The 15,903-nt window shown below is 59.3% G+C and carries 8 protein-coding genes; 5 read left to right on the forward strand and 3 right to left on the reverse strand.

From position 1 onward, the window contains the following. Window positions 1-226 precede the first annotated feature (226 nt). The gene (locus ACIQWP_RS01660; protein ID WP_402781352.1) at window positions 227-1,771 is read left to right on the forward strand and encodes an MFS transporter; all 1,545 of its coding nucleotides are present in this window, start codon (window positions 227-229) and stop codon (window positions 1,769-1,771) included. A 35-nt stretch (window positions 1,772-1,806) separates the two neighbouring features. Here ACIQWP_RS01660 and ACIQWP_RS01665 read toward each other — a convergent pair whose 3' ends face one another. Together ACIQWP_RS01665 and ACIQWP_RS01670 are read right to left on the reverse strand one after the other, a co-directional pair. Continuing rightward, window positions 1,807-3,120 (reverse strand): ATP-binding protein, encoded by a 1,314-nt coding sequence (locus tag ACIQWP_RS01665; RefSeq protein ID WP_402781355.1) that lies wholly within the window; start codon window positions 3,118-3,120, stop codon window positions 1,807-1,809. Next, window positions 3,117-3,827, reverse strand: coding sequence for a response regulator (locus ACIQWP_RS01670; protein WP_402781357.1), 711 nt, complete (start codon window positions 3,825-3,827; stop codon window positions 3,117-3,119). Before ACIQWP_RS01670 ends, ACIQWP_RS01665 begins: the two co-directional genes overlap by 4 nt. Before the next feature lie 489 nt (window positions 3,828-4,316). On the opposite strand from ACIQWP_RS01670, the gene ACIQWP_RS01675 reads away from it, so the two are divergent. The 4 genes from ACIQWP_RS01675 to ACIQWP_RS01690 are packed head-to-tail and all read left to right on the forward strand — an operon-like array spanning window position 4,317 to window position 13,181. Next, window positions 4,317-5,390, forward strand: a complete 1,074-nt coding sequence (locus ACIQWP_RS01675; RefSeq protein ID WP_402781359.1) for an MdtA/MuxA family multidrug efflux RND transporter periplasmic adaptor subunit — start codon at window positions 4,317-4,319, stop codon at window positions 5,388-5,390. Beyond that, complete coding sequence (locus ACIQWP_RS01680) at window positions 5,387-8,500, forward strand: efflux RND transporter permease subunit (protein WP_402781361.1); 3,114 nt, start codon at window positions 5,387-5,389, stop codon at window positions 8,498-8,500. Before ACIQWP_RS01675 ends, ACIQWP_RS01680 begins: the two co-directional genes overlap by 4 nt. Next, complete coding sequence (locus ACIQWP_RS01685) at window positions 8,497-11,778, forward strand: efflux RND transporter permease subunit (RefSeq protein ID WP_402781364.1); 3,282 nt, start codon at window positions 8,497-8,499, stop codon at window positions 11,776-11,778. The genes ACIQWP_RS01680 and ACIQWP_RS01685 overlap by 4 nt, the downstream gene beginning before the upstream one ends. Window positions 11,779-11,822: 44 nt before the next feature. After that, a complete protein-coding gene (locus ACIQWP_RS01690) occupies window positions 11,823-13,181 on the forward strand; it encodes an efflux transporter outer membrane subunit (protein ID WP_402781367.1) in 1,359 nt (452 codons plus the stop codon). Window positions 13,182-13,467: 286 nt separating this feature from the next. On the opposite strand, the gene bamA is transcribed toward ACIQWP_RS01690, so the two are convergent. Further along, the gene (bamA, locus tag ACIQWP_RS01695; RefSeq protein ID WP_402781370.1) at window positions 13,468-15,795 is read right to left on the reverse strand and encodes an outer membrane protein assembly factor BamA; all 2,328 of its coding nucleotides are present in this window, start codon (window positions 15,793-15,795) and stop codon (window positions 13,468-13,470) included. Window positions 15,796-15,903: the final 108 nt, after the last annotated feature.

Consider the following 15,903-nt stretch of genomic DNA (forward strand, 5'->3'; position numbering starts at 1 on the left):
AGCGGACAGGAGCCGGCGGAAGTGGTTCGATTTCCGCCGGCTTCAATGTTCGATCCGGCGGATCGCCATGGGCGGCTATCAAGGTCAGTATTACCAATTATCCCATAAAACAACAGATATGAATATGGAACTGAAATAAGAAATAATATTAATTAACATATGGAATCCGGAGGAGCTGATAGGAACTATATTTAATATCTTCGTTCCGACGGGTACATAGTCCAAGATGGATAATCATACATTCAATCAAATCAAGCCTTATGGCCCGGTCAGTGTCGGGCTCAACAGTTTGGGAGTTGTCTGCGTCGGCGCCGTGATCGCGACGGCTCTCAGCGCGCTCGATATGAATATCGTCAATGGTGCATTGCTGCAAATGGCCATGGAGTTCCGTAACTCGGAACATATAGGCTGGACGATCACTGCATATATGATAGCCATGACGACGGCCACGCCGCTCTATGGCAAGCTCAGCGACATATATGGATGCCGACGCGCCTTTGCAGCGAGTTTCGCGCTCTTTCTGACTGCCTCGATAATCTGTTCATTGGCGATGTCCGAGGCGCAGATCATACTGGCGCGCGCGCTCCAAGGGCTCGGAGGTAGCGGCCTCTTGATCCTTTCGCAGATCGTGATCGCCGATCTGGCGCCGCCCCGGGAGCGCGGCAAATATCAGGGGATATTGGTCTGCGTCTTCATGGTGTCGAGCGCTGCAGGTCCCACGGTCGGCGCCTTCTTAACGACGCATCTGTCCTGGCAATGGATATTCTACGCCAATTTACCGCTAGGCACATTGTCGCTGGCATTGATCCTGTCAGGATTGCGTTTCTCGGCACGGCGCCTTGGTCAAAGGGTCGATATCGCGGGTGCATCGCTATTTTCGGCAGCAAGCACGATACTGTTGCTTCTGCTTGCCAACATCGGGTCGATTGTTGCCTGGACTTCGCCGATAACGGTGGCGATCGCCGGCATTGTTGCGGTGATCGGGATGCTGTTCCTGTTGCAGCAAAGCTACGCCGCATATCCCATGTTCGATCTCCGTCTGTTTCGTCTGCGTGCATTCTCGGTCGCCGTTACGGTAACGGGCGTCACGACCTTTTCGATGCTCGGAGCGCTGGTCTTCCTGCCGCGCTATTTCGAGATAGCGCTCGTTCAAGATCCGCATCAGGTCGAGATCATGCTGATGCAGCAAGCTGCGGCGATGGCGATTGGAGCTATTGCGAGCGGCTATCTGTCGTCCCGCTTCGGTCTCTTCAAGCCCTTCGTTCTTCTCGGGATACTGCTGGAAGCAGCAGCGCTGATATCCCTGTCGATAATTGTTGCCATCCAAGCAAATGGCGCTGCGTTCTCTTCGGCGTTGATTTGCCTTGGCCTGGGTATGGGAATGGTTGCTCCCTGCATGACCGTCGTCGTCCAGAACTCCGTGGGGGATGGCAATATCGGGATGGGCACCGCAACGATCTCCTACATTCGATCGCTTGCCGGGTCCGTCGGTGCGACGCTCGCGGGCGGGATGATGGTCGCGTGGCTGACGCAGGATTTCGCGACAATCGGCCTGACCATGAACGCTAGTGCGATGATCGTAGCCAATGTGGAGCAGATCAAGGAATTGCCGCCGCAGATACAGGCGGTCGTTCTCGACGCCTATCGCGTCGCTCTTGCAGTCGGCCTCTCCGTCGGCGGATTTTTGACGATGGCCGCGTCGATGCTTCTTCTGATGCTGCCGGATGACAGGCAGGCCATATCGAGGGATACGGCTGCGTCGAAGAGTTAGCGTAGGCTGCGCCATTCCGGCTGGTGCTAAGAGCGTCAGCGTTGGTTCGCGAAGCTGATCCGGGCAATAAGACCCTTCGGCGGTCTTTGTATCAGTTCCAGCGTACCGAAGTGGGCAGCGACAACCTCCTTTACGATGGAGAGGCCGAGACCCACGCTTCCTGGACGGTTGGAGCGGGATGGATCGAGGCGGACAAAGGGCTCGACGACTTCCCGCACCTTGTCGTGTGGAATACCGGGGCCGTCATCCATCACATCGATGATGATGGCGTCGCTCGTTTCGGATGCGACGATGTTGACGGCATCGCCATAATGGATCGCATTGTCGACGAGATTGGTCAGCGCCCGGTTGATCGCATTCGGCCTGCAGAAGAAGCGCATGTGCTGCGGACCTTCGTACGTGACGTTTGCGCCTCTATCTTCGTATTCGTCGCTGAGCGTCGACAGAAGCGCGCCAAGATCCAGCCACTCCTTTTGCTCCCCGTTGAAGCTGCCGCTCAGGAACGCAAGAGCCGAAGTCACCATCGATTGCATCAAGTCCACGTCGCGCAAGAGGGTGTCGCGCTTGAGTTCCGATTGCTCGGCTTGCAGCTGCAGGCGCATTCGGGTCAACGGCGTCCGGAGGTCATGGCTGACGGCCGCGAGGGTACGCGTCCGGTCGCTCATCGCGCGGCTGATGCGTTCCTGCATCAGATTGAAAGCTCGGGCCGCGCGCCTGACCTCTACGGGGCCTTCCTCCTCAAGAGGTGTGACATTGATTTCATGGCCGAAGGCATCCGCCTTTGCGGACAGGCGTTTCAACGGCCTTATGACGCGCCATGCTGCCCAGGTCGACATGCCCGTCACAGCCACGCAGAGAAAGAGCAACATCGATATGACAGGCATGGTCAGCCAGTGAGAACGGATCGGTTGGTCGGTGCGGATGTCAACGGTCTGATCGCCGAGTCCGACCAGGATTTGTATACGGTCGGTATCATCGCCGGCGCCGCATGTTCGAACGGTAACGCGATCCGAGATATCGGGCATTTCGGATCGCAGCACCATTTCCAGCCCATGGGTGTCGATGGTCTCGCCTTTGCACGTCATCGGTACTTGCATGAGCCTGATTTGCATGTCCGCGTGGCGAGCAGCCGAGATTATGGCGGGACGTTGCTCCTCCGCTGCCTGCTTCAAACCGCTGACAATGCCCACGACACGCACGGTGATCTGCCACGGCCACGGTAGGGAAGGTGGCATGCCGGGATAGAGGCGCGACAGGGTAAAGAGGATCAGCAGAAAGGTGATGATGGACGAGCTCGCGATAATTGCGAGTATCTGCCCTATCGTCGTTGTGAAGAAACGGTAGATCATCCGCTGGTAACTTCCGCCTGAAAGACGTAACCGTCCGCGCGAACCGTGCGGATCGGGTCCGTCAGCCGATCATCGACGGACAGCTTTCGCCGCAGGCGGCTGACAAGCAGGTCTATCGATCTGGCGGATATGGCGAAATCGTCGCCGCGCGTCAGATTGATCAACTCTTGGCGGGAGAGGAGCTGCTGCGCATTCTGGCAGAAGATCAACAGCAGATCCGTCTCGGCTCCCGTAAGCGGCACGCGCAATCCGGATGGCGAACGGAGAAAACGGCGATGCGGATGGAAGGCGAAGCCGGAGAATTGCAGCACGATTTCGGAGTTCTGCCGCGCAGGGGTGCCGTCCTCACGGCGAAGCACCGCCCGGATGCGCGCCAGCAACTCACGCAGATCGAAGGGCTTCGAAATGTAATCGTCAGCGCCCAGTTCGAGCCCGATGACCTTGTCGATGGTTTCGGAGAGCGCCGTCAGCATGATGATGCGTGGTCGATTGGTGGGGGGCAGCTGCCGGCAAAATGTCAAGCCGTCCTCGCCGGGCAGCATTAAATCGAGCAGTATGAGATCGATATCGTTGCTCGCGAGGATCGCGCGCGCGGATTTGGTGTCTGCACATACCGAGGTGACAAAGCCCTTCTCGCGCAAAAAGCCTGCCAGAGGCGCGCTGATATCCGGGTCATCTTCGACGATAAGGATATGGGTTTCCGACAAGCGACCCTCGATCAATTACCAATATATTCAACGCGAATTATAGTCGAACAAAGCTGAAACTTCATGCTGGCAGGTGAGCCAGCATATGCGAGGAGGACGCTTGATCTGCCCTCAGCCAGTATGTTGCTATACTTTCTCAAAAGATAGATTTGAGGTTAAACAAAGGCAATACATCGATTGTGTCAGTATTCACACAATGTTTAAATATGTAAACTTACCAATAAGTTAGTTGATTCCACGCCTCCGTAGACTTTCATTGTGACTTTGGAACCGCGCCCAGCTCCGGGCCTGGCTATCTTCGTTGTTGCAGTTGTCATGGATACAAGAGTCAAACCTCCCCAGGAATCGAACGTTCAGACCAGCAGATCGCACAAGTCCCGCGGGTGGCTTTGGTTTCTGCTTTTCGTCATCGCTGTTGCTGCCCTCGTTGTCTGGCGCCAACCCTGGAAGCATAGCGCCATGCCTTATGGCCCTCCCGGCGGCGCACCCATGCAAATCGTGCAATCGGTCGGCGTCGCGCCCACCACCAAAGGCGATATGCCTGTCACCCTGTCGTCGCTCGGCACGGTGACGTCGCTTGCGACGATTACCGTCCAATCGCAGATCAGCGGGTACCTGACCTCCGTCAATTTCCACGAGGGACAGATGGTCAAGAAAGGCGATCTGCTCGCGCAGGTGGACACCCGCGCCTATGAAGTTGCGCTTACCCAGTATCAAGGCCAGCTAGAAAGGGATCAGGCGCTGCTCGACAATGCTCGTGTCGACCTGGCAAGGTACGAGCGCCTCATCAAGCAGGATTCGACGACGGGCCAGACCCTCGACACGCAGAAAGCCACAGTCAAGCAGGATGAGGGAACCGTCCTTCTCGACCAGGCGCAAGTCGATGCGCAGAAACTCAATCTGGAATATTGCCGGATCGTTTCGCCGGTCGACGGTCGCGTTGGCCTGCGCCAGGTCGATGCCGGCAACTATATCACCGCATCCAGCACCACCGGCATCGTCGTCGTTACGCAGACGACGCCGACCTCGGTTGTCTTTACGCTGCCACAGGATAATCTTCCGCAAGTCTTGAGCCGCCTGAAGGCGGGCGCGCACCTTGCCGTTACCGCCTATGATCGCACCGGCACCGTCAAGCTGGCGCAGGGCACACTCGATGCGCTCGACAATGAGATCGATACGACGACCGGCACGCTCAGGTTGCGGGCAGTGTTCGAGAATGCCGACGGCTCTCTCTTCCCGAACCAGTTCGTCGATGTGACGCTGCTGGTGGATACGCTGCACGATGTCGTGCTGGTGCCGAATGCCGCCGTCGATACAGGCACGCCGGGGACCTTCGTCTACGTGCTGAACGCGGATAACACCGTCTCCCTGCGCAAGATAAGGACGGGTCCATCGGCGGATGGCAACACGGCCGTGCTCTCGGGCCTGGCCGAGGGAGACAAGGTCGTGGTGGATGGCGGCGACCATCTGAGCGACGGCGCCAAGGTGAGCGTTCCCGCAAACGCACCCCCGCAGGATGGAGCGGCGCCGGCTGCACGGAAAAGACCGGACAAAGCGCAATGAACCCTTCCCGTATCTTCATCCTGCGGCCCGTTGCGACCACGTTGCTGATGGCGGCGCTGTTCGTTGTGGGCATCATCGCCTGGCGTCAGTTGCCGCTTTCGGCCTTGCCCGCGGTGGAATATGCCACGATCGAGGTCCAGACCTTCTATCCGGGAGCAAGCCCGGATGTGATGACGTCTGCCGTCACGGCACCGCTCGAGAAGCAGCTGGGGCAGATGTCTGGGCTGCGGCAGATGTTCTCGCAATCAGCGTCTGGCGCGTCGGTCATTACGCTGGAGTTCGACCTCTCCATCTCGCTTGATGTGGCCGAGCAGGAGGTTCAGGCCGCCATCAATGCCGCAAGCAACCTGTTGCCGTCCGGACTGCCGGCTCCGCCGATCTACGCCAAGATCAATCCGGCGGATGCGCCGGTTCTCACCCTGGCGATGACGTCGTCGACACTGCCTCTGACCGATGTCCAAACCCTCGCGGACACGCGCCTGGCGCAAAAGATATCGCAGCTTCCGGGCGTCGGCTTGGTGACGCTGAGCGGCGGCTACAAGCCCGCCGTCCGCGTTCAGGCCAATATCCGCGCGATGGCGGCCTATGACTTGAACATCGACGATCTGCGCACGACGCTCGGCAATATCAATATCAACACTCCGAAAGGCACGCTGGACGGACCGCACCGTTCCTACACGATCGATGCGAACGACCAGATCAAAGATCCATCCGACTATCTCAACACCGTGATCGCCTACAAGAACGGCCGACCGGTGCTTTTATCCGATGTTGCCGACGTGGTGCGCGGCCCGGAGAATACGCAGCTTGGCGCCTGGATGAACACGACGCCCGCCATCATTTTGAACGTGCAGCGTCAGCCGGGGGCCAACGTCATCCAGGTGGTGGACAGGATCAAGACGATGCTGCCGCAATGGACGGCCGGGCTGCCCTCATCGGTCAGCGTCACGCAGCTGACGGATCGGACGACGACCATCCGCGCATCGGTTGCCGATGTCGAATTCGAACTGACGCTGGCCGTCTGCCTGGTCGTCATGGTGATCTTCCTGTTCCTGCGCAATTTGCGGGCGACCTTCATTCCGAGCCTGTCGGTGCCGCTGTCGCTGGTCGGCACGTTCTCGGCGATGTATCTGTGGGGGTTCAGCCTCGACAATCTGTCGCTGATGGCATTGACGATCGCAACGGGCTTCGTCGTCGACGACGCGATCGTCGTCATCGAGAATATCAGCCGTCACATCGAAGAGGGTTTGCCGCCGCTCGAAGCCGCGCTGAAAGGTTCTCGCGAGATCGGCTTCACCATCATATCCCTCACGGTCTCGCTCCTGGCGGTGCTGATCCCGCTCCTCTTCATGAGCGATGTGATCGGGCGGCTCTTCTACGAATTCGCGGTGACGCTCGCAGTCACCATCGTGCTCTCCGCCGTCGTGTCCCTGACGCTTGTGCCGATGATGTGCGCGCGGCTGCTGAGCAACAAGCCGCATCAGGCGGAGCAGCCCGCAAAGGAAAAGAAGCACGGCTGGTTCGACTACCTGATCGGTGGCTACGACTGGGCGCTCAGCCGGGTGCTCGAACATCAGCTGATCACGCTGCTGATTGCGACCGCAACGGTCGGCGTCACTGCCTGGCTCTATATCGCCATCCCGAAGGGTTTCTTTCCCACCCAGGATACCGGGATTATCCAGGGCATCACCCAGGCCTCCCAGTCGATTTCGTTTGAGCACATGAGTGAGCTGCAGGTTGCCTTGGCCGATGCCGTTCTGAAGGATCAGGATGTCGTCAGCGTCTCCTCCTTTATCGGCGTGGATGGTACAAACACGACGCTGAACGTCGGCAGGATGCAGATCAATCTGCGGCCGAAGGATCAGCGCAGCCAGACAGCCAGCCAGATCATTCGCCGCCTGCAGCAGGAGGTGGCCTCCGTCGCAGGTATCACGCTCTATATGCAGCCCGTCCAGGATCTCACGGTCGACACGCAGATCAGTGCGACGCAGTACCAGTTCATCCTCGACAATCCATCCTTCGACGAGCTGAGCGCCTGGACGCCGAAACTGCTCGACGCGCTTCGCAAGGCCCCCGAGCTCACGGATGTGGCAAGCGATCTGCAGGATAGCGGCCTTTCGGCAACGATCGACGTCGACCGCGCGACGGCTGCGCGTTTCGGCATCACGCTGGCAACGATCGATAACGCGCTTTACGACAGCTTCGGACAGCGGCTCGTCAACACGATCTTCACCCAGTCCAATCAGATGCGTGTCATCCTCGAGGCTCAGCCGAAACTGCTCAAGGGACTGCCGGCGCTCGATTCGATCTATCTGCCGTCGGCGACCGCGAGCACCGGCCAGGTGCCGCTAAGCGCGATCGCGCGCATAGTCGTCGGCCACAAACCCATCCAGATCGGCCATCTCGCGCAATTTCCCGCCACGACGATTTCGTTCAACCTGGCGCCCGGCGCCTCGCTCGGCACCGCTGTCACCGCCGTCACGAATGCGGAGCAGGCGATCGGGCTGCCGCAGAGTTTCGAGACCAGCTTCCAGGGAGCGCTGGAGGCATTTCAATCCTCGCTGACGAACGAAGTCTATCTGGTGATCGCGGCCGTTCTGGTGATGTATGTCGTGCTGGGCGTTCTCTATGAGAGCTTCATCCATCCGCTGACGATCCTGTCGACGCTGCCGTCTGCCGGCATCGGCGCGTTGCTGGCGATGCAGGTCACGGGCGCCGATCTCGACATCATAGGGATCATCGGCATCATCCTCCTGATCGGCGTCGTCAAGAAAAACGCCATCATGATGATCGATTTTGCCATTGCGGCGGAGCGCGAGGAAGGTCTCGCGCCGCGCGCCGCCATCCATCAGGCATGTCTTCTGCGTTTTCGGCCGATCCTGATGACAACAGTGGCCGCGCTGATCTCCGCGATGCCTCTGGCGCTGGGGTCTGGAAGCGGCTCCGAGCTTCGTCAGCCGCTCGGCATTGCCATGATCGGCGGGCTGTGCGTCAGCCAATTGCTGACGCTCTTTACCACGCCCGTCGTCTACCTGGCGCTGGACCGCCTGGCGAAGTGGCTGCGCGAGCGCGGCAGCGAGGCTCTTGAGCCGGAGACGCGCGCGCCATGAACATCAGCTCGATCTTCATACGGCGTCCGGTCGCAACGATCTTGATGACGATCGCCATCGGCGTTTCGGGCATGCTTGCCTTCGGTCTGCTTCCGGTTGCGCCGCTGCCCGCGGTCGATTTTCCGACGATAAGGGTGCAGGCGCAAATGCCGGGCGCAAGCCCGGATACGATGGCGGCCACGGTCGCGGCTCCTCTCGAAAGGCATCTCGGTCAGATTGCGGATGTGACCCAGATGACCTCGCAGAGCAGCGTCGGCTCCACGAACATCACCCTGCAGTTCGGCCTTGACCGGAACATCGATGGTGCGGCGCGCGATGTCCAGGCGGCGATCAACGCGGCGCGCGCCGATTTGCCGAGTTCTCTTAGAAGCAATCCGACCTATAACAAATTCAATCCCGCCGACGCTCCGATCCTGATCCTGGCCTTGACCTCGAAAACCCTAACCCAGGGGCAGCTCTATGACAGCGCTGCGACGGTGCTGCAGCAGCGGCTTTCGCAGATCGAAGGCATTGGCAATGTCGACATCGGCGGCAGCTCGCTTCCGGCCATTCGGGTTGAGCTGAACCCCGGCGCCCTGTTCAAATACGGCATCGGTCTGGAGGATGTGCGCGCCGGACTGTCGGCGGCGAACGCCGATAGTGCCAAAGGCTCCATCGACGACAGCGGCAGACGCTATCAGCTCTATGCGAACGATCAGGCGCTGCAGGCGGCCGATTACAAGAATCTCGTCATCGCCTGGCGTAACTCCCGGCCGGTGTTCTTGCGGGATGTCGCCGAGGTCAACGATTCCGTCGAAAGCCTGCGCAACGAAGGCCGGATCAACGGACAGCCCGCCGTCCTGCTCATCTTATTCAAGCAGCCGGGCAGCAATATCGTCGCAACCGTCGACCGCGTCAGGGCGGAGTTGCCGCAGCTGAAGGCAGCTCTGCCGGGAGATGTCGAGATGACGCTTACGGGCGATCGCAGCAGCACGATCCGGGCCGCGCTGGATCATACGGAGCTGACGCTGATCATTTCCGTGATCCTGGTCGTCGTCGTCGTCTTCGTTTTCCTGCGCAGCTTGCGCGCGACCTTCATTCCGGCCGTCACGGTGCCGGTGTCGATCCTCGGCACCTTCGGCGTCATGCAATTGTGCGGATACAGTCTCGATAATCTTTCATTGATGGCCCTGACCATCGCCACCGGCTTCGTGGTCGATGACACGATCGTCGTCCTCGAGAATATCTCCCGTCATCTGGAAAAGGGTATGCCGCGTGTCGAGGCGGCTCTGAAGGGGGCCGGGGAGGTGAGCTTCACCGTCATTTCCATGAGCGTGTCGCTGATTGCGGTGTTCATTCCCATTCTGCTTCTCGGCGACATCGTCGGCCGGCTGTTCCGCGAATTTGCCGTTGTTCTGTCGATCGCAATCGGCGTATCCCTTATTCTGTCACTGACGACGACGCCCATGATGTGCGCGCTTCTCCTGCGCCGTGGGTATCAGGACAAGCCTGGTCGGCTGGCTCGCGCCGCCAATAGAATGCTCGATGCATTGCAGAATCTTTACGATCTGTCTCTTCGCCGCGCTCTGGCGCATCCCCTTCTGGTTGTCGTGGTCCTGCTGCTCACCGTCGGGCTGAATGTATTGCTGTTTGCCATCGTGCCGAAAGGCCTGTTTCCGCAGCAGGATGTCGGGCTGATGATCGGCGGCATCACCGCCGACCAGAGCATTTCGTTTCAGGCGATGAGCAAGAAATTGGCCCAGGCCCAGGCCATCGTGAAGGCCGATCCGGCCGTCGCGGCCGTGGTGGGTTTTACCGGCGGTCACGGTACCAACCAGGCACAGGTATTCATTACGCTGAAGCCTCTGGAAGAGCGCGCAGCGTCAGCGTTCCAGGTGATGGCGCGGCTGCGCCCCAAGCTTGCGGCGATACCCGGCGCTCAGCTGATGATGTTTCCGATACAGGATCTTTCCGTCGGCGCCCGCCAGAGCTTTGCGCAGTATCAGTACACGCTCCAGGCTGACGATACCGCCGAGCTGCAATTGTGGGCAAACAAGCTGGTGACGGCAATGAAGCAAAGTTCCGTGCTTGCCGACGTGAGCACGGATCAGCAGACGGGCGGGCTGGAGACGCGCGTCGTCGTGGACCGGGCCACGGCGCAGCGCTATGGGCTCACCCCCAGCATCATCGACCAGACGCTCTACGACGCTTTCGGCGAGCGCCAGGTCTCGACGATCTACAAGGCGCAGAACCAGTATCACGTGGTGATGGAGCTGGCGCCGCAATATCTCCAGGACCCGGAAACTCTCAAGCAGATCTATGTCAGTACGTCAGGCGAATCGGCGAGCGGCACCTCGAGCACGAATGCCGTGTCAGATACCGTGACGAGCAGCTCCAGCAGCACCTCGACAAGCTCATCGAGTAGTTCGTCGGCAAGCAACCAGGCCACGAACTCCATCGCCAATAGCAGCGGCGGCAGCGCCTCCAGCGGTGCGGCGGTCAGTACGGACAGCGACACGATGATACCGCTCTCTGCCTTTGCGCGACTGACGCCTGCGGCCACCCCCGTTCAGGTCAATCATCAGGGTCTGGCGAGCGCGACGACGATTTCCTTCAATCTCGGGCCGGGTCATAATTTTGCCGAGGCAACTGCCGCAATCGAGCAGGCGGTGCGGGACATAAACATGCCGATCACCGTCCGCGGCAGCTTCGCCGGTTCGGCGGGCACGTCGCAATCGGTAATCGCGAGCATGCCGCTGCTGATCGCCGCGGCGCTGCTTGCCGTCTACGCGATACTTGGTGTCCTCTATGAAAGTTATGTCCACCCGCTAACGATTTTGTCCACCTTGCCCTCCGCTGGCGTCGGCGCCGTGCTGGCGCTGCTTCTGACCGATACCGAGTTCACCCTGATCGCTCTGATCGGCGTTTTTCTTCTCATCGGCATCGTCAAGAAGAATGCCATTCTCATGGTGGACTTCGCGCTGGAGGCCGAACGAACCGACGGCTTGCCTCCGGTGGAGGCGATCAGGCAGGCGTGCCTGATGCGGTTCCGTCCCATCATGATGACGACTTGTTCGGCATTGTTCGGGGCCGTTCCGCTGGTGCTCGATCAGGGCATGGGCTCGGAGCTGCGTCGTCCTCTCGGCATCGCCATCATCGGCGGCTTGATCGTCAGCCAATTGCTGACCCTCTACACGACGCCGGTCGTCTATCTCTACCTGGATCGCTTGCGCGCCAGCTCCTCGCGATTGTGGAGCCGCGTCTTTCCAAATCCAGCCGCTACGGGAGCCGCGCAATAATGAGAAAGATCGGGGCAATTTGCACCTTATGTAGCACCCTGTCGATGCTTCAGTCCTGTACCACGGGCCCCAACTATCTCAGGCCGCCCGTTACCACGCCTGTCGCCTTCAAGGAGGCGCCGAAGGGCTGGAAGGTTGCGCAGCCGAGCAGCGGGGCCGACCGGGGGGCCTGGTGGAGCGTCTACAAGGACCCGCTGTTGAACGAGTTGGTGCCGCAGGTCGCCATCAACAACCAGAACCTCAAGGCCTACGAGGCGGCCTATCGCGAGGCGCAAGCCGTTATCGCGGAGGCGCGCTCGAGCCTGTTTCCGTCTCTGTCCATCACGCCCGGTGTCACTCGTGCTCGTAGCGCCGGGGTGACGGAGACCACCGGAACGGCCGAGGGTAGTGCGAGCTGGGATCTCGATCTCTGGGGCAAGGTGCGCCGGCAGATCGAAAGCGACAAGGCGGGCGCGCAGGCGAGCGCCGCCGAACTCGCCGACCTGACACTCACTGCGCAAGCGCAGCTCGTGACGGATTATTTCGAACTGCGCTATCAGGATGCGCTGGTCGGTCTGTTGAACGCCACGGCGAAGGCATACCAGACGACCCTTGCGATCACGGAGAACCAATATGCCGCCGGGGTCGCCGCCCGCTCGGACGTCATCACGGCACAGACGCAGCTTGCAACAACGCAGGCCTCCGCCATCGCCGCCCAACAGTTGCGCGCGCAATATGAGCATGCCATCGCGCTCTTGGTCGGCAAGCCTCCGTCCGACCTTACGATCGGTCCGGGCAGGCTTGCGCAATCCGTGCCCGAGGTTCCCGCTGCAATTCCTTCCTCCCTGCTGGAGCGCCGCCCGGACATCGCCGAAGCCGAGCGCACCATGCAACAGGAGAATGCGCTCGTCGGTGTGGCGGTCGCAGCCTATTATCCGACCGTCTCGCTGTCGGCTCTCGCCGGATATACCGGCGCATCGCCGCTTTTCTCGGCGACCAATGCCATTTGGTCACTTGGAGCGAGCGCCAGCGAGACCCTGTTCGACGGTGGCAATCGCTCTGCGGCGGTCAAGGCCGCGCGGGCGACCTACGATCAGAGCGTCGCCAATTACCGCCAGACAGTGCTAGCGGCGTTCCAGAACGTCGAGGACCAGTTATCCAATCTCCGCATTCTGAAACAACAGGCGGCCGCACAGGACAAGGCCGTGCGCCTCTCTCGCCAGGCAGTCACCGTAACGGTCAACGAATACCAGGCCGGAACCGGAGCCTATACCAGCGTTGTTACGGCGCAGGCGACCGCGCTTTCCAACGAAGAGGCCGCATTGCAGATCCAGGAAGGTCTGATGACATCGAGCGCGAGCCTCATCGAAGCGCTTGGGGGCAACTGGAGCGTTGCCCAGCTGCCGAAAGACGCGCAGCCATAGTGCTTGCGCGTGCGGTGGAACGAAATGACGATGATATCGCCTGTCGGCGCCGCCAGTGGACACATGCCCTTGCCGATATGCGATGTGCGATGCGAAAGGGCGACCCTGCGCTGTTTGCCTGGCGCCAGCGGGTCATTGGGAAGGCCCGGCAGCATGGACTGCCGGGCGGGGCGACCTTCATCGCACGAGGCCGAGGGAACATCAGGAACTCCGCCGCTGAATGGTGCCATGGTGCGGCACCGTTCCTAAGCTTGCATTGGCAATCCGGTGCTCGACCCGCGTTGCCTTAGAACTGGTTGCCGAAGCCGAACCGGAAATTTTCTATCTGGTCGTAGTTTTGCTTGAGGAATGGCACGGCGTAGCTGAGATTGATCACCCCGAACGGAGACGACCAGGTCAGGCCGATGCCGGCAGATGCGCGCAGCGCGGACCCGTCGTGCAATACATCTCCGTCGACATCGGCTTCGTTGCCATAGAGCGTTCCCGCATCCACGAAGACCGAGCTGCGAAAGCCGAGATCCTGCGGCATACCTGGCGTCGGCATGCTCGTTTCCACCGAGGCGGTAAAGTATTTCGTTCCACCAAGGGGATCGTTATCCGAGGTTCTCGGACCGATACCTCCGTCCTGAAACCCTCTGATCTCGCTGCCGCCGATCATGAATTGATCGAAGATATTCAAGTTCTGACCGGTTGTCGAAGCCATATAGCCGGCGCCAACCGTCACCGAACCGATGATGTCCTTTGAGTCCGAAAGGGTATGGTAATAGCGCGCCTTGCCGCTGAGCTTATAGTAATTCGAGTCACCGCCGAGGCCCGCGACCTCCTGCGTGATCTTGGCGATGAAGCCGTCGCGCGGCAAGTTCTGATCATCGAGCGTGTTGTAGGTGAAGGTCTGAGAAACGCTCGATTGCGTCCAGGGACCGTTGTTAATCAGGTTCTGGTAAGGCGTCGAGAGGTTGTCCTGCCAGTCGTTCTCGCCGGTGTAGGTAATCTGCTTATAAGTGTAGCGAAGCGTCGTCGCGAGGTTTTCGGTGATCGGCGCCGTGATCCGCAGCGACACGCCTTCCTCGCCGTAGTCGTAGTAATCGCTGCTGGTCGTTATGCTCTTGAAAAGGTCGAAGCCGGCCGCAAGGCGCTCGCCGAGGAAGTATGGCTCGGTGAAGGAAAGGGTATAGGTCTGGCTTCCGCTCGTGCTCGCGCCTGCGGCGATCTTGATATACTGGCCGCGTCCGAGAAAATTCTTCTCTTCCACCGAGGCTTCGAGCAGAGGGCCGCCGTTGACGCCGACGGCATAGCCGCCGCCGATACCGAAGGAGCCGGTTGACTGGTCCTCGACATCGACGACGATGACAACCCGATCCGGAGCAGTGCCGGGGCTCGTCGAGATCTTAACCGAGGTGAAGTAGCCGAGTGCCTCCAGACGACGCTTGGCGCGCGCGATCATCTGCTCATTGAAGGCATCCCCTTCGTTGAGGTCGAACTCGCGTCGAATGACGTAGTCTCGCGTTCGCGTATTGCCGCGAATTTCGATCCGTTCCACATAGGCGCGCTCGCCCTGATCGACGATGTATTCTATCGAGACGGAGCGATCCTCGGGGTTGCGATTGCCGCGGGGCGTTACCTTGGCAAATGGATAGCCAGCCGCTTCGATACGCTTCGAGATTGCGTCAATCGATTTCTGAATATCCTCGGCATTATAGGTATCGCCCCTGCGCGTGATGACGAGGCTCTTCAGATCGTCGGCATTGATGCCCTGGACGGTGGACGTGACTGAAATATCGCCATATCGATATTTTTCGCCCTCATCCAGCACGAAGCTGACATCGTAGCTGTTCGTTGCATTATCGAAGGTCGCGCTATCGGACACCAGCCTGAAGTCGACAAATCCGTGATCGTAGTAGAATTTGCGAAGCGCATCCTCGTCGGCGCCTTTCTTCGTTTCGCTGTAGATATCCTTGCGCGTCAGAAACGACATGAAATCGGATTTTTTCGTGCTGATCACGGAGGCGAGCCGGCCGCTGCTGAAGGCGTGATTTCCCGAGAAAGTCAGCTTGCTAATTTTGGTGCGGTCGCCTTCGTTGATGACGAATGCGAGATTGACCCTATTCTTTGCGATATTGACGACTTTTGGCGTGATCTCGACATTGTTGCGCCCGATCGCCGCATAGGCATCCTTGATCGATTTTATATCGTCCTGAACCTGGCTTTCGCTGTACGGGCCGGCGGCCTTTGACTTCACCAGTCCGGCCAGCTTGTCGTCCTTTATCTGCTTGTTGCCGTTGAATACAACAGCGTTGATCAGATTGTTTTCGTGTACAGAGATAACGAGGCTATGCCCTTCGACAGAGATATGGACGTCGGAAAAGTAACCAGTTTCATAAAGCTGCTTGATTGATTGATCGATATCCGCATCCGAAAAGTTCTTGCCCGGAGTTATCGTTATATTGTCTTTTACAGCCGTCGATCCCACGCGCTCGGCACCCACTACATGTATATCGCTGACCATGGCTGCGTGTGCAGATAGTGGCGCAACTGTAGCTGTGCTTATGAATGCTAGAATGGCAATTGTCGAATTTGAACGTTTTAATCTGGACCGCCGTAAATCAGAGTTCATCTACGCTTATACCTTGCATTTCCAATTGGGGCTGTTCCGCGGATTTTTTCAAAGAGATGAATGTCCACGCGGCCGGAGAATCTGCTTGTGAACCTGGAAGAGCACTAT

Origin of the sequence: Rhizobium sp. NPDC090279 (genome assembly GCF_044769665.1) — a bacterium.
In the GTDB taxonomy this organism is placed as follows: domain Bacteria; phylum Pseudomonadota; class Alphaproteobacteria; order Rhizobiales; family Rhizobiaceae; genus Rhizobium.

Excerpts from the sequence above, each read along its gene's own strand:
- ACIQWP_RS01660 (WP_402781352.1), top strand. The coding sequence starts at position 227 with ATGGATAATCATACATTCAATCAAATCAAGCCTTATGGCCCGGTCAGT.
- ACIQWP_RS01665 (WP_402781355.1), bottom strand. The coding sequence starts at position 3,120 with ATGATCTACCGTTTCTTCACAACGACGATAGGGCAGATACTCGCAATT.
- ACIQWP_RS01675 (WP_402781359.1), top strand. The coding sequence starts at position 4,317 with ATGCAAATCGTGCAATCGGTCGGCGTCGCGCCCACCACCAAAGGCGAT.
- ACIQWP_RS01680 (WP_402781361.1), top strand. The coding sequence starts at position 5,387 with ATGAACCCTTCCCGTATCTTCATCCTGCGGCCCGTTGCGACCACGTTG.
- ACIQWP_RS01685 (WP_402781364.1), top strand. The coding sequence starts at position 8,497 with ATGAACATCAGCTCGATCTTCATACGGCGTCCGGTCGCAACGATCTTG.
- ACIQWP_RS01690 (WP_402781367.1), top strand. The coding sequence starts at position 11,823 with ATGCTTCAGTCCTGTACCACGGGCCCCAACTATCTCAGGCCGCCCGTT.
- bamA (WP_402781370.1), bottom strand. The coding sequence starts at position 15,795 with ATGAACTCTGATTTACGGCGGTCCAGATTAAAACGTTCAAATTCGACA.